The organism is Microbacterium sp. R1 (genome assembly GCF_015159725.1).
Classification (GTDB): domain Bacteria; phylum Actinomycetota; class Actinomycetes; order Actinomycetales; family Microbacteriaceae; genus Microbacterium; species Microbacterium oxydans.
In genome coordinates this window covers 1603606-1623200 of record NZ_JADDUD010000001.1, presented here as the reverse complement: position 1 = coordinate 1623200, position 19595 = coordinate 1603606, and the positions used below count along the sequence as shown (strand labels likewise).

Sequence of the window (19595 nt, the reverse complement as noted above, 5' to 3'; positions counted from 1 at the left end):
GGCGTGAGCCGCGCACAGACCGTCCGAGACCGCATCGTCGAACGCATCGAGGAGACGGACTTCGGCGCTCACGGGCTGCACGTCCGCGTCGCCACCGAGACCGCTGAACATCGCTGGACCGACGACGTGCGGGAGGACGTCCACTCCATCGCGAAAGGTGTCTGCGTTCTGGCTGCGGGAATGGCAGCCGACGAGGGCGCGGTGTCGCTCGACGTGCCCGTCGGCATCTACCTCCCCGACTTCGAGCTGGGAGATGGCGTCGAGGACGTCACGCTGCGGGATCTGCTCTCGATGACCAGCGGGATCGATCTGCCGTGGTCCGAGACGCTGCTGACGGACTGGCCGGACCTGGCCCGCGAGTTCCTGCGACGCCCGTCGGGCGGACGCTCTTTCCAGTACTCGAACGCGAGCACGTACACCGCCATGGCCGCGCTTGCCGCGCGCGTCGGAGATGTGGGCGAATACCTCGACGCCCGACTGTTCCGCCCGCTCGGCATCGATGACGTGGAATGGGAGCGCAGCCCTCAGGGTCGCATCGCCGCGGGAGGGGGCCTGCCCCTGCGCACCGATGAGCTGGCGCGCCTCGGCCTGTTCATCAGGGAACGCGGCGCGTGGGAGGGCCGACAGCTGATCGCCCCAGAATGGACCGACGCGATGCACACGCAATGGCGGGTCGCCGGCGAGAGCGCGGACTACGATCGCTACGCCCTTGCAGGATGGGGCGGCCCCGGGCCGGCGTGGAGACTTCACGGCGCCTACGGCCAACTGCTCATCTTCCTCGACGACGCCGTGGTGACCATCACGGCCGACGATCACTTCGGCGCCGATGCCATCGCTGCGTTCGCGGTGGAGACGCTCACGAGCACACGCGAGCCGTGACAGCTCAGGCGAACAGCGCGGCTCCCACGTAGGACCCCGGCTTCGCGCCCGCCGGCACCGCCCAGACGCCCGAACCGACATGGCGGATGTACTCGTTCATGAGGTCGGTCGACAACCGCCGCTGCAACGCGATGAACTGCGCGGGGTCGCGCTGATACGAGAGGAAGAACAGCCCGGCGTCGAGCCGACCGAGCTCGTTGTTGCCGTCGACGTAGTTGTAGCCGCGGCGGAGGATGCGGATGCCGTCGTTGTGTTCCGGGTGCGCGAGGCTCACGTGACTGTCGGCGTCGATCGCCTTGCCGTGGAAGTCCGGAGCGGTGAACTCATCGCCGCCGGAGAGCGGTGCACCCTCGCCCTTGTCGCGGCCGATGATCGTGTCCTGCTCGGAGAGCCGCACCCGGTCCCAGGTCTCGATGAGCATCGCGATCTTCCGGGCCACAAGATAGGAACCACCGGCCAGCCACGCCGGCTCGTCCTTCGCGGCGACCCAGACGTGATCCCTCAGCGCCTCGGTGTCGTCGGCGAGGATGTTCGCGGTGCCGTCCTTGAATCCGAAGAGGTTGCGCGGGGTCGCCTGCGTCGCCGTGGTGCGCGACGTCTTACCGAAGCCGAGCTGCGACCAGCGCAGGCGCGCGCGGCCGAACGCGATGCGACTGAGATTGCGGATGGCGTGCACCGCCACCTGGGGGTCGTCGGCACAGGCCTGGACACAGAGGTCACCGTGAGAGGTCTGAGGATCGAGGTCGTCGCCGAGGAAGGCGGGCAGACGCTCCAGCCCCGCCGGCCGTTGCGCGGCAATGCCGTACCGGTCACCGTCCTCGTTCTCGAAGAGACCGGGTCCGAAGCCGAACGTGATCGTGAGTCCTGCAGCGGGCAGCCCCAGCGCCTCTCCCGTGTCGTCCGGAGGCGCCTCGGCCGGTCCGCCGACCGCGCCGGTCACGCTGACCTCGAGTCCTTGCGCCATGCGCGACGCCGCATACGACCAGTCCTGCAGCAGGGAGATCAGGTCATCGCGGTCGGTGCGCGGCATCATGTCGAAGCTGGCGAAGTGCAGATGGTCCTGCACCGGAGTGGTGATGCCCGCCTGATGCTCTCCGAAGAAGTCGTAGGCCGAATGCGCGTCATCGGCAGCCCTGGCACGCCCCAGTGCGACTCCACCGGTGAGGCCTGCGCCGGTCCCGACAGCGAGCCCCGCGACACTGCCACCGATGGCCAGCCCGAGAAGGCCGCGCCTGCTCAGTCCGGTCGGGGTGGATGCCCCGCCCGACGCCGATTCGCCGTGCGCGGCACCCGCTTCTGACTCGTTCACGTCCGTGATCGTATCCGGTGGGCCGACTCGACGCTGATCAGTCGAGGACCGTGCTGGTGAGCTGCGACAGCGGCTCGGCCAGGGCGTTGATCAGATCGGTGAACTCGCGCTTGTCGGCCTCGGTCAACTCCGAGTAGCCCACGAATCCGGCTGCGAGCGAACCGTGGGTCGCGAGCGAGTCCTCGAGGGCGGTGTAACCGGACTCGATCTCGGCGACCAGTTCCTTGCCCTGATCGCCCTGTGCGGCGGCGAACTCCTGCACGAGCGAGAACGCCATCTTGGAGCCCTCAACGTTTGCCGCGAAGTCGTACAGATCCGTGCCGGACCACCAGTCCTCCTCGCCGGAGATCTTGCCGGTCGCGACCTCATCGAGCAACGCGATCGCTCCGTTGGAGATGCCGCCGATGCCCTGGTCGTCGAGCGCGGTGGTGAAGTCGTCGGAGTGCACGTAGTCGTACAGCTCCTGCACGTCGGCGAGCAGCAGGTCGCCGTAATCGGCACGCTCTTGCGGTGTCGACGGCGCCCAGTCCTGCCACGCAGGGGTCTCACCGTCCGCGTTCAGCGCGTCCTGCGCAGGCACCCACAGATCCTTCTCGATGCGGTGGAAGCCCGTCCAATCGAGCTTCTCGGCGACGGCGTCGACCTCGCGGTAGTCGATGCGCGGGTCGAGGTCGCCCAGCGCCTCCGCGACGGGCTCGATGCGCTCGTAGAAGGCGCGAGTCTGCGGGAACAGGGTGCGGGCGGTCTCGTCGTCGCCGGACTCGTAGGCGGCGACGAAGTCCTCGACGGCGGGGACGAGCTGACCGACCTGATCCTTGACGAAGGCACCGTAGAGATCGACCGCCTTCTGCTTCTGCTCGGCATCGGGCCCGTCGACCGCGACACGGTCCCCGGTGACGGTAAACGCCGTCTTCCCGACGCCGTCGCCGACCATGCCCGGCTTGCAGAGGGTGAAGTAGTCGCCCGGCTGGGCGACCACGGTCAACGTGCGCGATGCTGCCGGTGCGATGTTCTCGACCTCACCCACGATGCGGAGCCCGTCCTCGGCGAGAAGGTAGAACTCCGTCACCTGACCGGTGTCGTTCTTGACGTCGAAGGTGAGAGTCCCGCTCTCGGCTGTCGACGCCGACACGGCGCAGTCGCTGTCGGTCGACGAGACGTCGAACGCCGCCGTGGCCTGTGCATCGCTCTTCGCGACGCAGCCGCTGAGGACGAGCGCCGCGGCGCCGGTGGCGGCCAGCACCCCCAGGATCCGGTGCGAGGTGGTCATGCTGCTCCTTGAGGTGAGAGGGAGGGAGATGTCGATGAGGGCTCCGTCGGGCTCTGCGGCTTCGCCGCGCGGCTCGAGCGGAGGCCGCGGATGTACAGCCATCCGACGACGGAGATGTAGAGGACCCAGGCGACGACCTGCAACCAGGTCATCGCCGGCATGAATCCGATGGTCGCCTGCAGGATCGAGGCGAGAGGGCCGCCCGGGGCGATCGTCACCGACACGTCGAATGCCCAGCCGAAGGGGAAGGCCGCCCATCCGACGGCCACGCCCCCGGTCACCGCATCGATCGGGGCCAGAGCGGTGAACGGGCCAGGGAGCGCTCCGGCCTCTTGGAGATCCATGAGCGCGTAGGCGAGGACACCGGCGGCGACGATCACCAGGAAGCCCCCCGTCCAGGCGAAGAAGCGGCGGAGATCGAGTCGCAGCGCGCCGCGGGAGATCAGCCAGCCGATGATCACGGCAGCGATCAGTCCGAGCAGCGCGCCCAGCAGCGCCGAGGGGGCGTCTCCGAAGGACTGGACCATCGACCACAGCAACAGCGTGGTCTCGATACCCTCGCGCGCGACCGACACGAAGCCGATGGCGATCAGGGCCCAGAGCCCGCCGGCGGTGAGCGCACGATCTATACCGCCCTCCAGCGTGGCCTTCATGCTGCGACCAGCGCGCTGCATCCAGAAGATCATCCAGGTCACCATGGCCACGGCGAGCAGCGAGAGACCTCCGCCGATCAGCTCCTGCGCCTGGAACGTCAGTTCGTACGCACCGAACGTGAGCACAGCTCCGATGCCGAGCGCCAGGACGATAGCGAGACCGACTCCTGCCCACATCTTCGGGAGGGCATCCTTCCGGCCGAGACGACGGAGGTAGGCGACGAGGATACCGACGACGAGCGCGGCTTCGAGACCCTCGCGGAGCCCGATGAGAAAAGTGGCGAGCACGGAAAACACTCTCTGCGGTGACTGAGGTAAGGCGGCCCTTACCGAAGGATGACTCTAGCACCGCGATCGACGTGCTCCGAACCCCGACGGCGGGAAGTAATGGATTGCAACACAGGGCACCCTCCCCGTCCAGGCGACGTAGCCTCGGTCCATGGCTGAACTCTCGCTCCCCGTCCTCGACCTCTCCCAGCTCGACGAAGGCCCCGACTCCGCCGCACGATTCCGTGAAGAACTGCGGGCCGCGACGCACGACGTCGGTTTCTTCTACCTCACCGGCACCGGGATCTCCTCCGAGCTCGAGGCCCGGCTCCATCAGGCGGCGCTCGACTTCTTCGCCCTGCCCGAAGAGGACAAGCTCGCGATCGAGAACGTGAACAGTCCGCATTTCCGCGGGTACACCCGAGTGGGCGGCGAGCGGACGCAGGGGAAGGTCGACTGGCGCGAGCAGATCGACATCGGCCCCGAGCGCGAACCCGTCGACGGCGGCCCCGCCTTCAACCGGCTCACCGGCCCCAACCTCTGGCCCGCCGCCCAGCCGGAGCTGAAGGAGATCGTCACGGAGTGGCACGACACCCTGACCGAGATCGCGCACAAGCTTCTTCGCGCCTGGGCTGTCACTCTCGGCGCAGACGAGACCTACTTCGACGAGCCGTTCCGCGATCCGTCGACTCTGATCAAGATCGTGCGATACCCGGGCACGGACGAGCCGGAACCGCAGCAGGGCGTCGGAGCGCACAAGGATTCCGGTGTGCTGACGCTGCTGTGGGTCGAGCCCGGCAAGGGCGGACTCCAGGTCGAGCGTGACGGTGAGTGGGTCTCTGCTCCCCCGGTGCCCGGCGCCTTCGTCGTCAACATCGGCGAGCTGCTGGAGTACGCCACCGGCGGATACCTCAAGGCCACGAACCACCGTGTGATCTCACCGCGGGCACCGGAGGAGCGCATCTCGATCCCGTTCTTCTTCAACCCCGCGCTCGATCAGCAGCTGCCACTGCTCGAGCTCCCCGCTGACCTCGCTGCGCAAGCGACCGGAGTCACCGAGGATCCCGGCAATCCGATCCATGCGACCTACGGCGAGAACGCGCTCAAGTCTCGGCTTCGTGCGCACCCCGATGTCGCGGCGATCCATCACCCCGACCTCGTCGGCGCGACCGCCTGAGGGACGTCACAGTTCCGCCCCACCGCTGAGGGCGACGATCTCGCGCAGTGCCTGAAGGTGCGCGGCGAAGGCATCACGCCCCGCCTTCGTCGGACGCACCCAGGTGCGCGAGCGCCCCCCGACCGTGCCTTTGCGCGCGACCACATACCCGGCGGCCTGCAGGTGCGCGATCGCCTTGCTCAGGGGCGAGTCGCCGCACTGCAGCATCTCCCGCAGGGCTGAGAAGTCGAGCTCCATCCCGTCGCCCAGTCCGGCCATGAGGGAGAACCGGATCGGCGAGGCGAAGTTGTCGTCCAGCCGCGTGCGCGGGTGCGGGACGGAGGCGGACTCACGCACGTTCGCCGTGCCCCGCGACGAAGGAGACAGCCACGAACGACGCGATCACGCCGGCACCGGCACACACGCCGGCGATTCCTGGGTTGCCGAGGGATCCGGATCCCACGACGATGCCCACGGGTATGCAGGCGGCGACGAAGAAGACGGTGAGGTGCGGCCAGCGCCAGGACGCGCCGACTGCGGGGAGACCGAGCTCGGAGGCGGAGGCGGCGATCCACGCCACGAGGCACAGCATCACGAGCAGGGTGATGACGCTCCTCAGCACGTCGTCCGGCGATCCCGCGAGCATCGTCAGCACGGCGAACGCGACGCCGACGAGCACGGTGCCCCAACGAAGCCGACGCGGCAGCGGCAGGGGAGCCGGACGCGGACGACGCGGGTCACCCGCAGCCCGTATGAGCTGCACGACGCCATGCCCTCCGACTCCGACGAGCACGATGGCTGCCGGGATGAGCACCACCCCGACGGGAAGTCGCGTATCCAGAGCAGCGAACCCGAACACCACGAAGGCACCGATGACGATCACTGCGCCGCCGAGCAGCAGCGGCCACCGCGAGCGCGTCATCCGCCACTGCATACCCGTGCGCTGCGCCATCCCGGCGGACAGCTGCCCCCAGACCAGGAGAGTGAACAGCACGATCTGCGACGCCAGCACGTCGTCCTGCCGGAGGACGAGCGCGAAGGCGACGAAATACGCCGCCATGACCACGGCGTTGCCGATCTGCAGTCGGGCGAGAGCGCGTCGGTCGACGGCACGGTCACGCCGGTCCACCACCGCCTCCACCGTCTCGAGATAGCGCCGAGCGGTCTCCGGGTCCGGGGGCACCAGAGCGTCCTGACCTTCGATCGGCTTCTGCTCCATGACGACCTCCCCCGCTTTCCACGTGGAAAGCTCTATGACTTTCCTATCGGAAAGTCAGGCGGGCGGCAACCGGCACCGCTACGCACGCGGGCACGACGAAGGCCGCCCCACACCGTGGGACGGCCTTCTCAAGAATGTTCTGCGCGATTGAACGCAGGGTCGCGGTGCCTTAGCGGCGAAGTCCGAGACGCTCGATCAGCGAGCGGTAGCGCGCGATGTCGATGTCCTGGAGGTAGCCGAGCAGACGACGGCGCTGACCCACGAGCAGGAACAGACCACGACGCGAGTGGTGGTCGTGCTTGTGCTCCTTCAGGTGCTCAGTGAGGTCCTTGATGCGCTGCGTCAGCATCGCGACCTGCACCTCGGGGGATCCGGTGTCACCGGGGTGCGTCGCGTACTCTTCGATGATCGCCTTCTTGACGTCTGCTTCCAGTGCCATAGATTCGATCCCCTTTCAGCTTGTTGCGCGGCGCCCGACGCCTGATGCGTGGGCTCTCTTTATCCGCGGCCGATCAAACGGCAACCTGACGAGTCTACCAGTCGTCGGCGCGCTCGGGTGACACGGGCACCGAAGGGATCTCGGCGGTGGTCAACTAGTCTCGAACCGTGCAGAAGCAGTCCGAAGCGTGACCCCCAGACGCGGTCATCTGATCGACCTCTCCCCTCTCGCATCCAGCCCCGCATTCGCCCGGATGTGGATCGGCTCGACCCTGGCGGGCATCGGCGGCCAGCTCACCATCGTCACGGTCATGCTGCACGTGTTCGAGCTCACGCAGAACACCTTCGCCGTCTCCATGATCGCCGTCGCTGGACTGGTACCCATGATCCTCGCCGGCCTGTACGGCGGGATGCTCGCCGACGCGTTCGACAGGCGCCGGGTAGCCCTCATCGCCGCCACCGTCACCTTCGCCTCCACAGCGCTCCTGGCCGCGCTCACCTGGACGGGCACGGAGACGATCTGGTGGCTGTACGCCCTGAGCATGATCAACTCGGCCGCCAACTCCGTGGGCATGGCGACGCGCACCGCGATCGTCCCGCGTCTCATCCCGCGGGAAAAACTCGCCGCGGCATCGGCACTCAACGGCGTCGCCTTCGGGCTCACCGTCATGGCAGGTCCCGCGCTGGCGGGCCTCCTCGTGGCCCTCACCGGCTACGGATGGACCTACACGATCGACGTGGTGCTGATGCTGTCGATGTTCCTCGGGCTGTGGACGCTGCCGGCGTTGCGCCCGGAGGGCGAGGCCGTCCGCCCCGGACTGGAGTCTCTGGTCGACGGCTGGCGGTTCCTCCGCAAGGCCGGCAACATCCGCATGCAGTACATCATCGACATCATCGCGATGACGTTCGGACAGCCGCTCGTGCTGTTCCCGGCGCTCGGCACGGTTCTCCTCGGCGGCGGTGCACTGACCACCGGCATCCTGACGGCCGCGGTCGCCGTCGGGACCTTCACCTCGAGTCTGTTCTCCGGCCGCGTCGTGCAGTACCGCTGGCACGGTCGAGGGATCGCGAGAGCCGTCGAGGCTTACGGCGCATCGATCCTGCTCTTCGGCGCCGTGCTGCTCATCGGCGCGCTCTCCGCACCGGCGAGCGAGGTCGAGCCACACGTGGGCCTCATCATCGCCGCGTGCATCGCACTGGCGCTCTCCGGCGCCTCCGACAACGTCAGCTCGATCTACCGCAACACGATGATGCAGGCCGCCGTGCCCGACGCGATGCGCGGACGCCTCCAGGGACTCTTCGTCGTCGTCGTCGCCGGCGGTCCCCGCGTCGGGGCGCTGTACGCGGGGACGCTCGCGACACTGACGAGCCTCTGGTTCCCGCCCATGCTCGGCGGCTTCCTGGTGATCGCTCTGGTGGCGACGCTCGCCCGCCGCAGCCGTCGTTTCCACGACTACGACGCAGAGAACCCCGAGCCCTGACGGGCCCGGGGTTCCGGTCTCGATCCGACGCGTCAGTCCTGCTGCAGCGCGCCCTGGAGGTCGAGGCTGATGGTCACGTCCTTGCCGACGAGAACGCCGCCGGTCTCGAGCGCAGCGTTCCAGGTCAGGCCGAAGTCCTCGCGGTTGATGACCGTCTTGGCGGATGCGCCGGCCTTGTAGTTGCCCCACGGGTCGCTGCCGAATCCGCCGAAGTCGAGCTCGAAGGTCACCGGCTTCGTGATGCCGCGGATGGTGAGGTCGCCGTCCACGAACAGGTCGCCGCCCTCGGCGCGTGCGCCGGTCGAGACGAACTCCATGGTCGGGAAGTTCTCGGTGTCGAAGAAGTCGGCGGAACGGAGGTGCTGGTCGCGGCCCTCGTCCTTGGTGTCGACCGACGTGACGTCGACGGATGCCTCGACCTTGGCCTCGAGAGGGTTCTCCGGAGCGATCAGGGTGGCGCTCTTGACGCCGAAGGTGCCACGCACCTTCGAGATCATCATGTGACGGACACTGAAGGTGACCTCGCTGTGCGAGGGGTCCAGGACCCAGGTGCCGGGACGGTAGCCGGGGATGTCGATGCTGGTCATTGCTTCTCCTCTGGAGACGTCAGCCGCAGCTGCGGCAAGGGACAGGGGCCGCGTTCACCGCGACCACTGTGACAACTTACATTCAGAAGCATGTATTCCCCTGAATGAAGAAACTTTTCCCGAACAGCACGAGGCGCCCCTCTCCCGAAGGAGCGGGGCGCCTCGTTGAGCGAGCCCGGATCAGCCGACGGCGACGAGATCGATGATGAAGATCAGGGTCTTGCCGGAGAGGAAGTGACCTCCGCCTACGGGGCCGTAGGCCAGGTGCGGCGGGATGATCAGCTCGCGGCGGCCACCCACCTTCATGCCGGGGATGCCGTCCTGCCAGCCCTGGATGAGACCCCGCAGCGGGAACTGGATGGTCTCACCACGACCCCAGGAGGAGTCGAACTCTTCGCCGGAGTCGAACTCGACCCCCGCATAGTGCACGGTGACGGTGTCGCCGGGCTTCGCCTCGGCACCGTCACCCTCGATGATGTCGCGGATGACGAGGTCCGCGGGCGCAGGGCCGGTGGGGGCGTCGAACTCAGGCTTTGTGCGATCAGTCATACGTCCATCAAACCCGAGCGCGATGGACCGGGTCAACGCACCGGCACCTGCTCACAGCGAACACCTCGCAACTTCATCGAGGCGCCGGGGGAAGAAGCTCTTGACACTCGCGCGGGGCCGGGTGCACCCTGTTTACAGATCAACTCAGCGCCCGGGAGACTCGCAGGCATCGCCGCAGCACCGGGCGCTGAGTCTTGCCACAGGCCCGCGCTCCGCGGTCACCCGGCGTCTGCGCACAGCAGGTCTGCGATCTCCACGGGGTGGCTCAGCATCGCGCAGTGACCACCTGGGAGTTCATCCGCGGTCAGCCCGAGGCGGGTCGCAGCCAGGTCGCGCAGGAACCCGGAGGGGAAGAAGCGGTCGTCCGAGAACACCACCACTCGCGTCGACACGTCGGGCCACTCCCGAAGCGGCCACGGCCGCTCCATCGCCTCCTGCGACGGGTGCGCGCGCTCGCGCCGCAATGCCTCCTCTGCAAGCGCGCGCGGGACGCCGTTGTAGAAGCTGACGAGCGGATCCGCATTGCCGGTCAGCCCTCCGTCCTGCGCGGATCGGGACGCGGAAGCGACCGTGTACCCGGAGTTCTCCCACCACTGACTCGGGGACTCGTCCGGCGTGGGGATCATGCCAGCGAACAGGACGAGCTCATCGGCGGCGAGCTGTGCAGCGACCAGGGGCGCGGTGAACGCCCCGAAGGAGTGCCCGACGACCGTCACCTCCCGGCGTGCACCGACGATGTCCACGACCGCTTCGGCATAGTCCTCGAGCGTGAGGGTGTCGTCGTCGGCGGGCAGGTCAGGGGCGAACACCGCGTGACCACGCCTGCGCAGCTCGGCTGCCACGAGATGCCACGACCAGCCGACGTCACCACCGCCGTGGATCACGACGAACGTCCTCATCCGCCACCGCCCTTCCTTGCCAGAAGAGTACGCCGGCCGCGGCCGCACGTCAGTAGGCCAGGAGAGCCGCCCTCGTGGCCCTGGTGCGGATCAGCAGCGCACGCTCGTCGTTGACGGCCATCGGGTCGCGTCCCGTGATAGCCCGCTGCCGGACAGAGGCGAGCTCGGTCGCGTCCTTGATGAACGCCCGCATCAGCGGACGCCGGTCGCCGCGCAGCTGGGATGCCCACGCGAGACCCACCTTGCGTCCGCCGGGTGTGGCCAGCATCGTGACTTCCTCCGGGGTGAACCACCCCGCAGCGGCGTAGTCCTCCAGGCGGGCTCTCGTGAGTCGCGCCTCCTCCCGTCGCAGCGCGACGATGCCCAGGATGAAACCGATGAACAGCGGCACCTGGAGAGTGAAGTAGAGCCCGAAGAAGTCCGCGAAGGTCGCTGACCCGTTCCAGAGCGCGTGCAGCAGGATCGCTCCGACCAGACCCAGTGCTCCGGCTCCGGCCGCAGCCCGCGCCGAGCCGTGGCGACGAGCGACCATGCCGATCGCGAAACCGGTGATCGCGGTGAACATGGCGTGAGCGAAGGGCGAGAGGAGTCCGCGCACGACGAAGGTCACGGTCAGCTGCTCTCCCCCGCCCTCGATCAAGCTCACCCCGAAGTACTGGATGTTCTCGGTGAAGGCGAAGCCCGCACCGACCAGGGCTCCGTAGACGATGCCGTCGACAGGACCGTCGAACGCCCGACGGGCGAGCAGGAAGATGAGGAAGACGCCGAGGCCCTTCCAGAGCTCCTCCACGACAGGTGCCTGCACGACAGCACCGAACTCCTCAGACCGGATGCCGAGCAGGAGCGTGAGCGCCGTGTCGACCAGCAGCGTGAGCCCGACCGCGGCCACCGCACCCCAGGCGATCGCGAACGCGACGAGCCGCTTGGGCTCGGGCTCCCAGCGATCGATCAGCCGGACGCCGAGGAACACGATCGTGAGCGGGATGAGCGCGAGGACCAGACCGACCACGGAGGCGAAGGATCCGAGCGCCCACACGAAGTAGCCCACGAGCGCGATCAGCAGGAAACCGAGCACGCCGAAGAGCCAGAGCGATATCGTGCGGCCCTTCCTCGTCGGCACGGGCAGAGCGGGAAGCGACTCCGCGGGCGATGGGGCGACCGGAGCCGGCGGCGTGTACGGAGTCGGCTGCGCGAGGGGAGAGGCGTAGCCCGCGACAGACCTCCTCGCAGCGGTCGGCGGCGTCGAGGCCACGGGATAAGCGGGTGAGTAGGGAGGCGGCGGTGTCGGTCCGGACGTCGGCTGCGACGCGGGCGGAGGAGCATACGGCGAGGGCTGCTGCGGCTGGGTCGGTCCTCCGGAACTCATAGGCAAAGCTTATGGGCACAACGTCGATGGTCCGGATATGGCGACGCCCTCCACCCGGCGACCTGCACCCACCCGGTAGCGTAGGAGCATGCGGTTCGCTCACCTGCGCCGTCCTGACTCCCCCCACGCGGCTCTCGCCGTGATCGAGGGATCGGACGCCATTCTCGTCTCTGACCTCCTGACAGACCCTCCTGCCACCCTGCAGCAGCTGATCGAGGGAGGAGAATCGGCTCTCGACGCTCTGCGCGGGGCCCTGGAGAACGGCTCAGCCCCGCGGCACCCGCTCGACGGGTGGGCCTTCGACTCCGCGGTGCTCACTCCCCCCGCAGTGCTGGCCGTCGGCCTCAACTACGCCGCCCACTCGAGCGAGCTGGGGTTGAAGACGGACGCCGCGCCGACGGTCTTCACCCTGTGGCCGAACTCGCTCACCGGTCACGACCAGACCACGTCGTGGCCGCGCGCTCTGAGCGAAGCCGTCGACTACGAAGCCGAGCTCGGCGTGCTCATCGGCACCCCCGCCAAGGACGTCGCCGAGGCCGATGCCCTGACTCACGTCTGGGGCTACACGGTGGTGAACGACATCACGGCCAGGAACATCCAGTTCTCCGAGGCGCAGTGGTCCCGCTGCAAGTCGTTCGACGGATTCACTCCGACCGGGCCCTTCGCCGTGACCGCCGACGAGGTGGCAGACCCGCAGGACCTCCACATCTGGACCGTCGTGGACGGCCACACCGTGCAGGACGCGAGCACCGACCAGATGGTCCGGTCGGTCGCGAAGCTCATCGCCCACCTCTCGCAGTCGCTCACGCTGCTCCCCGGCACCCTGATCTCGACCGGCAGCCCCGGCGGTGCCGGATACTCACGCGACCCGCAGATCTTCCTCCGCGACCACTCCACCGTGACCGTCGGCATCGACGGCATCGGCGAGTTGACCACGCACTGCCGGATCACCGACTGAGCACGGACGATACGACGAGGGGGACGGATGCGCCGCATCCGTCCCCCTCGTCGTATCGATACGGTCAGATCTCGATCAGGTCTTCCGACGCCACCACCGGGATCGCCGCCGTGATCGTCTCGAGGCCGGAGAGACGTGCCGGCGACAGCTGCTTGACGACCTCTTCGCGAGACATCAGACCGGCTTCGACCACGAGGTCGGCAACGCTGCGGTTGGTCAGCAGCGCCGTCTTCGCCAGAGCGGCCGCCGCCGCGTAGCCGATGAAGGGCGTGAGGGCTGTGATGACGCCAACGGATGCCCCCACCATGGCGCCGAGGCGGTCACGGTTGGCGGTGATGCCGTCGACGCAGTTCACGCGCAGGGTCCACATCGCCTGACGCATCCAGGTGATCGACTGGAAGATCGAGTGCGCGATCACCGGCTCGAAGGCGTTCAGCTGCAACTGTCCTGCCTCTGCCGCCATCGTCACGGTCATGTCGGCGCCGGCGACCGCGAACGCCACCTGGTTCACGACCTCCGGGATGACCGGGTTGACCTTGCCTGGCATGATGCTCGAGCCCGCCTGCATGGCCGGGAGGTTGATCTCTCCGAGACCCGCCTGCGGTCCGGACGAGAGCAGACGGAGGTCGTTGCAGATCTTCGAGAGCTTCATCGCGTTGCGCTTCAGCGTCGAGGAGAACGACATGAACGACCCGGTGTCGCTGGTGGCCTCGACGAGGTCGCCGGCCGTGCGCAGGTCGAGACCGGTGATCTCACGCAGGTGCTTGAGGACGGCGGGTGCGTACCCCGGGTGGGTCGTGATCCCCGTACCGATCGCCGTCGCGCCCATGTTGATCTCGAACATGAGGGACGCGTTCTCGGTGAGTCGCGTGTGGTCGTACCCGAGGGTCGTGGCGAAACCGTTGAACTCCTGCCCCAGCGTCATGGGCACGGCGTCCTGGAGCTGGGTGCGACCGACCTTCAGCACATCGTGGAATTCGCGCGACTTGCCCAGGAAGGACAGCCGCAGCAGGTCGAGCTCCTCGAGCAGTGAGCGCAGGGTCAGCGAGAGGCCGATCTTCACCGCGGTCGGGTACACGTCGTTCGTGGACTGGCTGCGGTTCGTGTGGTCGATCGGCGAGAGGAAGGCATAGTCGCCCTTCTCGTGACCGGCCATCTCGAGCGCGATGTTGGTGATGACCTCGTTCGCGTTCATGTTCGTCGAGGTTCCGGCACCACCCTGGATGACGCCGACCGTGAACTGCTCATGGAACTCGCCGTCGATCACGCGCTGCGCTGCGCGATCGATCAGATCAGCCCGCTCCGGATCGAGCACGCCGATCTCCCGGTTCGCACGCGCGCTCGCCTGCTTGACCATCGCGAGACCGACCACGAGGTCGGGGTACACGGAGATCGGCCGCTTCGTGATCGGGAAGTTCGCGTCGGCGCGGGCGGTATGGATCCCCCAGTACGCGTCGACGGGAATCTCCATGCTCCCGAGCGAATCGGTCTCGGTACGGGTCAGGGTAGGCGCGGCAGAAGCCATGTCACATCCTCGTGGGTCGTGGCGGGTGAGAAGGGTGGGGGATGCCCCTCAGTCTACGCCGCTCAGCGTCCTGGTTTGCGGGAGAAGGCCTCGAGTCGCCCTTCCGGGCTGAGCTCCGCCATGCGTTCGAGCCAGTCCGCGGAGAAGTAGTCGCCGGTCTCGGCGCCGGTCACGGGGACGACGGTGTGCGTGATGGTGTCGGCGTACACGTGGACGAGCTGGAATGCCTGCGCGGCATCCATGCCGTTCACCTCGGCGGCGGGGCGCGCGACGTTCATCGTGTAGCAGGTGGCGGATGCGACGCTGACCGGAACACCGGCGAAGGTGCCGTGGGACGAGTAGTGCAGGTGGCCGGCGAGGATTCCGCGGACGTCGCTTCCCCGGATGACGTCGGCGAGCTCGTCCTGGTGCCGCAGCTCGAGGATGTCGAACAGCGGCAGGTGGCTCGGCAGCGGCGGGTGGTGCATGGCCAGGATCGTCCCGAGCGGCGCGGGTTCGGCGAGCACGTCGGCCAGCCACGAGAGCTGGCCCTCATCGAGGTCGCCGTGATGCCAGCCCGGCACACTCGTGTCCAGCGCGATGACCCTCAGGCCGTCGAGGTCCCAGATTCCCGTGACAGGGTCTTCCGTCGGCTCCAGACCGAGCAGCTCGGCGCGCAGTGCAGGGCGTTCGTCATGATTGCCGGCGACCCAGACGACCGGCGTGTCCAGTTGATCGGCCACCGGCTCGACGGCTGCCCGCAGTCGCCGGTACGCCTCGGGCTCCCCCAGGTCGGCGAGGTCGCCCGTCACGACGATCGCAGCCGGGTGCGGATGCACTGCCCGGATCGCCTCCAGCGTGCGGGCGAAGTTCGACTCGACGTCGTAGCGTCCGCCCAGCCGGATCCCCCCGGCGAGGAAATGCGGGTCGCTGACGTGGACGAGCACATGAGATGCGGGCTCGTGCCTGCCGAACACGTAGGGACTGCCTGTTCCTGCGGACATGAGCCCCAGCCTATGGCCGAGCGTTCACCGAGGAGCGGGATCCGTGCGGTTCGCCGTCGATCAGTGTCCGAGGACCAGGAGCAGGATCCCGCTGACGACGGCGACACCGCACAGCGCGAAACAGGCATAGGCGCCGACCAGTGCGAGGGACTTCTGCCCCTCGGTCAGCGGGCTCTTGCGGGCGGCCTTGGCAGCCTGCTTCTCGGCGCGCCTCAGCTCCTTCTCCGTGATCACCGTGATCGCGTCGGTGAACTCGGCGGGGCTCACGACAGGTGCACGACCGCTGCGGACGAGGAGGCGGAGCCCCAGTGCGTAGAACGTCACGATGGCGGCGGCGCCGATGAGGGCGGCCGCGAACACCTGGAGGAACGCGAACCAGTCGATCGAGACGCTCATTCGGACTCTCCGTTCCGGCCGGCGTCGGGCTTCTGCGTCGTCGACGCGGTCTTCGATGCCTTGGTGGTCGCTTTGGCGTCGGCCTTCTTCTTCGCCTTCGCCGCCGCGTCCTTCTTCGCCTGGGCCTTGGCCTCGGCCTTCGCCTTGTCACGCGCCTCGGCCCGGGCCCGAGCCTCGGCCTTGGCCTGCTCGATGCGCTGCTGACGCCTCGTCGGCGGAGGTGTGTCCGGCAGCTCGATCGCACGGCCCGACTCGGCGACGTCGCTCATGGCGTTCGCCGGCGTCACGGCGTTGCGGCGTGACCGCATGAAGAGTCCGAGGATGATGGCGAGCGCGATGACGGCATCGATCACGACACCCCAGTTGCCGAGCCAGACGACGAGCAGCGCTGCAAGAGCCCCGACGCCTCCTGCCGCGGGGAGCGTCAGCAGCCAGCCGACACCGATACGGCCGGCGGTCCGCCAGCGAACGGTGGAGCCACGACGTCCGAGACCGGAGCCGATGACCGAGCCGGAGGCCACCTGCGTCGTGGAGAGGGCGAAGCCGAGGGCGCTGGAGGCGAGGATGGTGGCTGCGGTCGAGCTCTCCGCAGCGAAACCCTGCGCCGGCTTGACGTCGGTGAGCCCTTTGCCGAGGGTGCGGATGATGCGCCAGCCGCCGAGGTAGGTGCCGAGAGCGATCGTGAACGCACAGGCGATGATGACCCACAGCTCGGGCTCGTGGTGCGCTCCCGACTGCCATCCGATGGTGATCATCGCCAGCGTGATCACACCCATCGTCTTCTGCGCGTCGTTCGTCCCGTGCGCGAGCGCGACGAGGGACGAAGTGAAGATCTGCCCCCACCGGAAGCCATCGCGCCCATCGGGCTTCCCGTCGTAGCGACGGGTGATCGAGTAGGCGATCTTGGTGGCCGCGAATGCGATGAGGCCGGCGGTGACAGGGGCGATCAGAGCCGGGAGCACGATCTTCGAGAGCACCATGCCGAAGTCGATCCCGCTGATGCCCGCGCCGACCATGGTCGCGCCGATCAGTCCGCCGAAGAGGGCGTGGGACGAGCTCGACGGCAGACCGAGCAGCCAGGTCAGCATGTTCCAGGTGATGGCGCCGATCAGTCCGGCGAAGATCAGCGACAGGAACAGGTCGGTCCCCGCGTCTATGATCGCGTCTTCGCGGATGATGCCGCCGGAGATCGTCTTGGAGACCTCCGTCGACAGGAAGGCGCCGACGAGGTTGAGGACCGCGGCGAGGAGGACGGCGGTCTTGGGCTTCAGCGCACCTGTGGCGATCGGCGTCGCCATGGCGTTCGCCGTGTCGTGAAAGCCGTTGGTGAAGTCGAAGAAGAGTGCCAGCGCGATGACAAGCACGACGATGAGGGCTGCGGTTTCCACCGTTCGCTTTCGGTCGTTGAGGAAGAAGGAGATGTCGACGTGATCGACGTGACGAACGAAGAGTTCACCGTGGGTTTGACTTCCGTTAACCGGCCCCGGTAAATCCTCCCACCCTCCCCCGTGCCGGTCAACTCGACCTGGGATAGCGTGAGACGGTGACTGATGCCCCCGCCACCGACCGCCGTTCGACGCTCCGCACCCACCACGGCGATACCTTCGATGATCCATACGAATGGCTCCGCGCCAAGGATTCCGCGGAGGTCATCGCCCATCTGGAAGCGGAGAACGCCCACACCGATTCCGAGACCGCACATCTCTCCGCGCTCCGCGAGACGCTGTTCCAGGAGATCAAGGGACGGGTGCAGGAGACGGACCTCTCCGTCCCCACCCGCCGTGGTGACTGGTGGTACTACAGCCGCACCGAAGAGGGCGCGCAGTACGGCATCCACTGCCGCGCGGCCGCCGAGCCCGGCGACTGGACTCCCCCGCGCCTCGAACCGGGAGTCCCCGTCCCCGGCGAGGTCGTGCTCCTCGACGGCAACCACGAGGCCGAGGGCCACGAGTTCTTCTCGCTCGGCGCCTTCGACACCTCCGACGATGCGACGAAGCTGCTCTGGTCCACGGACTTCGAGGGCGACGAGCTCTACACGGTGCACGTGCGCGACCTCGCCACCGGCACCACCCTCGACGACGAGATCCCGAACACGGGCGGCGCCTTCTTCACCCCGGACGGCACCGGTGTGCTCTACACGACCCGTGACGAGGCCTGGCGCCCCGATACCCTGTGGCTGCACCGACTCGGCACCCCGGTGTCCGAGGATACGAAGCTCTTCCACGAACCCGACGAGAAGTTCTGGCTCGGCGCCGGGATCACCCGCAGCCGCCGGTACCTGGTGATCGCCGTGGGATCGAGCATCACGAGCGAGGAGTATCTGGTCGATCTGAACGGCGACCTCACCGCTGAACCGCGTCTCGTCTGGCCCCGTCGAGAAGGGGTCGAGTACTCGATCGAGCACGCGGTCGTGGACGGCGATGACCGGCTGCTCGTGCTCCACAACGACGGGGCGCTCGACTTCGAGCTCGTCTCGGTCTCCGCCTCCGACCCGCAGGGCCGACGACGGGTGGTGCTCCCCCACGAGCAGGGACGGCGACTGCTCGGGGTCGAGGCCTTCCGCGACTTCGCCACCGTGGAGTACCGCAGCGAAGGTCTGGAGCGTGTGGGCCTGCTCGACTACGTCACGGATGCGGTCGAGGAACTCGCCTTCGACGAGCCGCTCTACTCGGCGGGCGTGAGCGGAAACCCGGAATGGCACTCGCCGTTCCTCCGCCTCGGGTACACGTCGTTCGTGACGCCGGGAACCGTGTACGACCTCGAACTCGCCACCCGTGAGCTGGTGCTGCGCAAGCAGGTACCCGTGCTGGGTGGCTACGACCCGACGGACTACGGCCAGCGACGCGAATGGGCCACCGCGGCCGACGGCGTGCGCGTGCCGATCTCACTCGTCTGGAAGCGCTCGTTCGGGGAGCCGGGAGCGGAACCGCGCCCTGTGCACCTCTACGGCTACGGATCGTACGAGCACTCGATCGATCCCGGATTCTCGGTCGCGCGTCTTTCCGAGCTGGACCGCGGTGTGATCTTCGCGGTCGCCCATGTGCGCGGAGGCGGCGAGATGGGCAGGCAGTGGTACGAGGACGGGAAGCTCCTCCACAAGCGCAACACCTTCACCGACTTCGTCTCCTGCGGCGAGCATCTGGTCGAGACGGGTGTGACCACTCCGAGCCGGATGGTGGCAGAGGGTGGCAGCGCCGGCGGTCTGCTCATGGGCGCCGTGACGAATCTCGCGCCCGAGCTGTTCGCCGGGATCCTCGCCGGCGTGCCTTTCGTGGACGCCCTGACGACGATCCTCGATCCGTCGCTGCCACTGACCGTGATCGAGTGGGACGAGTGGGGCGACCCGCTTCACGACAAGGATGTCTATGCCTACATGAAGTCGTACAGCCCGTACGAGAACGTCCGCGACGGCGTCCGGTATCCGCGGATCCTCGCGGTCACCTCGCTGAACGACACCCGGGTGCTCTACGTGGAGCCGGCGAAGTGGGTTGCCCGTCTGCGCGAGGCCGGGGCCACCGACGTGCTGCTCAAGTGCGAGATGGTCGCGGGGCACGGCGGCGTGAGCGGACGCTACAACTCCTGGAAGGAGCGGGCGTTCGAGCTCGCCTGGCTCCTCGACACTCTCGGCCTCGCCGAGGTGTGACACCGGACTGTCCTCGC

At 67.9% G+C, this 19595-nt stretch carries 19 protein-coding genes; 5 read left to right on the top strand and 14 right to left on the bottom strand.

Annotation, left to right across the window (positions count from 1 at the left end):
- Nucleotides 1-3 precede the first annotated feature (3 nt).
- The gene (locus ILP86_RS07995) at nt 4-879 is read left to right on the top strand and encodes a serine hydrolase (protein ID WP_193761744.1); all 876 of its coding nucleotides are present in this window, start codon (nt 4-6) and stop codon (nt 877-879) included.
- Between the two features lie 4 nt (nt 880-883).
- On the opposite strand, the gene efeB is transcribed toward ILP86_RS07995, so the two are convergent.
- Genes efeB through efeU form a run of 3 tightly spaced genes read right to left on the bottom strand, consistent with a single transcriptional unit; the run spans nt 884 to nt 4399 of the window.
- Nucleotides 884-2188 (bottom strand): iron uptake transporter deferrochelatase/peroxidase subunit, encoded by a 1305-nt coding sequence (gene efeB / locus ILP86_RS07990; protein WP_193761743.1) that lies wholly within the window; start codon nt 2186-2188, stop codon nt 884-886.
- 37 nt (nt 2189-2225) lie between these two features.
- The gene (efeO, locus tag ILP86_RS07985) at nt 2226-3458 is read right to left on the bottom strand and encodes an iron uptake system protein EfeO (RefSeq protein WP_193761742.1); all 1233 of its coding nucleotides are present in this window, start codon (nt 3456-3458) and stop codon (nt 2226-2228) included.
- Nucleotides 3455-4399, bottom strand: coding sequence for an iron uptake transporter permease EfeU (gene efeU / locus ILP86_RS07980; RefSeq protein ID WP_193761741.1), 945 nt, complete (start codon nt 4397-4399; stop codon nt 3455-3457). The genes efeO and efeU overlap by 4 nt, the downstream gene beginning before the upstream one ends.
- A 151-nt stretch (nt 4400-4550) precedes the next feature.
- Here efeU and ILP86_RS07975 point away from each other — a divergent pair, with 151 nt between their 5' ends.
- Nucleotides 4551-5555 (top strand): isopenicillin N synthase family oxygenase, encoded by a 1005-nt coding sequence (locus tag ILP86_RS07975; protein ID WP_193761740.1) that lies wholly within the window; start codon nt 4551-4553, stop codon nt 5553-5555.
- A 6-nt stretch (nt 5556-5561) separates the two neighbouring features.
- Here ILP86_RS07975 and ILP86_RS07970 read toward each other — a convergent pair whose 3' ends face one another.
- The 3 genes from ILP86_RS07970 to rpsO form a co-directional block, all read right to left on the bottom strand.
- A complete protein-coding gene (locus ILP86_RS07970; RefSeq protein ID WP_058630511.1) occupies nt 5562-5891 on the bottom strand; it encodes a transcriptional regulator in 330 nt (109 codons plus the stop codon).
- A complete protein-coding gene (locus ILP86_RS07965; RefSeq protein ID WP_193761739.1) occupies nt 5884-6753 on the bottom strand; it encodes a hypothetical protein in 870 nt (289 codons plus the stop codon). Before ILP86_RS07965 ends, ILP86_RS07970 begins: the two co-directional genes overlap by 8 nt.
- Before the next feature lie 169 nt (nt 6754-6922).
- Entirely contained in the window at nt 6923-7192 is a 270-nt protein-coding gene (gene rpsO, locus ILP86_RS07960) for a 30S ribosomal protein S15 (protein WP_017830938.1), read from the bottom strand.
- Nucleotides 7193-7379: 187 nt separating this feature from the next.
- On the opposite strand from rpsO, the gene ILP86_RS07955 reads away from it, so the two are divergent.
- Complete coding sequence (locus ILP86_RS07955; protein WP_193761738.1) at nt 7380-8672, top strand: MFS transporter; 1293 nt, start codon at nt 7380-7382, stop codon at nt 8670-8672.
- 32 nt (nt 8673-8704) lie between these two features.
- Here the strand turns inward: ILP86_RS07955 and ILP86_RS07950 are convergent, their stop codons facing one another.
- From ILP86_RS07950 to ILP86_RS07935, 4 genes are all read right to left on the bottom strand, one after another.
- Entirely contained in the window at nt 8705-9259 is a 555-nt protein-coding gene (locus tag ILP86_RS07950; protein ID WP_045265072.1) for a YceI family protein, read from the bottom strand.
- Nucleotides 9260-9439: 180 nt separating this feature from the next.
- A complete protein-coding gene (locus ILP86_RS07945) occupies nt 9440-9808 on the bottom strand; it encodes an FKBP-type peptidyl-prolyl cis-trans isomerase (RefSeq protein WP_046748293.1) in 369 nt (122 codons plus the stop codon).
- A gap of 218 nt (nt 9809-10026) precedes the next feature.
- Nucleotides 10027-10707, bottom strand: a complete 681-nt coding sequence (locus ILP86_RS07940) for an alpha/beta fold hydrolase (RefSeq protein ID WP_193761737.1) — start codon at nt 10705-10707, stop codon at nt 10027-10029.
- A 49-nt stretch (nt 10708-10756) separates the two neighbouring features.
- Complete coding sequence (locus ILP86_RS07935) at nt 10757-11959, bottom strand: PrsW family intramembrane metalloprotease (protein ID WP_046748291.1); 1203 nt, start codon at nt 11957-11959, stop codon at nt 10757-10759.
- A gap of 202 nt (nt 11960-12161) precedes the next feature.
- Here ILP86_RS07935 and ILP86_RS07930 point away from each other — a divergent pair, with 202 nt between their 5' ends.
- Nucleotides 12162-13031, top strand: a complete 870-nt coding sequence (locus ILP86_RS07930; protein ID WP_193761736.1) for a fumarylacetoacetate hydrolase family protein — start codon at nt 12162-12164, stop codon at nt 13029-13031.
- 64 nt (nt 13032-13095) lie between these two features.
- Here the strand turns inward: ILP86_RS07930 and ILP86_RS07925 are convergent, their stop codons facing one another.
- From ILP86_RS07925 to ILP86_RS07910, 4 genes are all read right to left on the bottom strand, one after another.
- The gene (locus tag ILP86_RS07925; protein ID WP_046748284.1) at nt 13096-14556 is read right to left on the bottom strand and encodes an aspartate ammonia-lyase; all 1461 of its coding nucleotides are present in this window, start codon (nt 14554-14556) and stop codon (nt 13096-13098) included.
- 62 nt (nt 14557-14618) lie between these two features.
- Nucleotides 14619-15539: a phosphodiesterase gene (locus tag ILP86_RS07920; protein ID WP_058632302.1), complete on the bottom strand. Its 921-nt coding sequence runs from the start codon at nt 15537-15539 to the stop codon at nt 14619-14621.
- 60 nt (nt 15540-15599) lie between these two features.
- Nucleotides 15600-15935 carry a hypothetical protein gene (locus ILP86_RS07915; RefSeq protein ID WP_061015993.1) on the bottom strand — a complete coding sequence of 112 codons (336 nt, stop codon included), beginning with the start codon at nt 15933-15935 and terminating at the stop codon, nt 15600-15602.
- Nucleotides 15932-17323: an inorganic phosphate transporter gene (locus ILP86_RS07910; protein WP_046748281.1), complete on the bottom strand. Its 1392-nt coding sequence runs from the start codon at nt 17321-17323 to the stop codon at nt 15932-15934. The genes ILP86_RS07915 and ILP86_RS07910 overlap by 4 nt, the downstream gene beginning before the upstream one ends.
- A 155-nt stretch (nt 17324-17478) precedes the next feature.
- Here ILP86_RS07910 and ILP86_RS07905 point away from each other — a divergent pair, with 155 nt between their 5' ends.
- Complete coding sequence (locus ILP86_RS07905; RefSeq protein ID WP_193761735.1) at nt 17479-19578, top strand: S9 family peptidase; 2100 nt, start codon at nt 17479-17481, stop codon at nt 19576-19578.
- Nucleotides 19579-19595 lie beyond the last annotated feature (17 nt).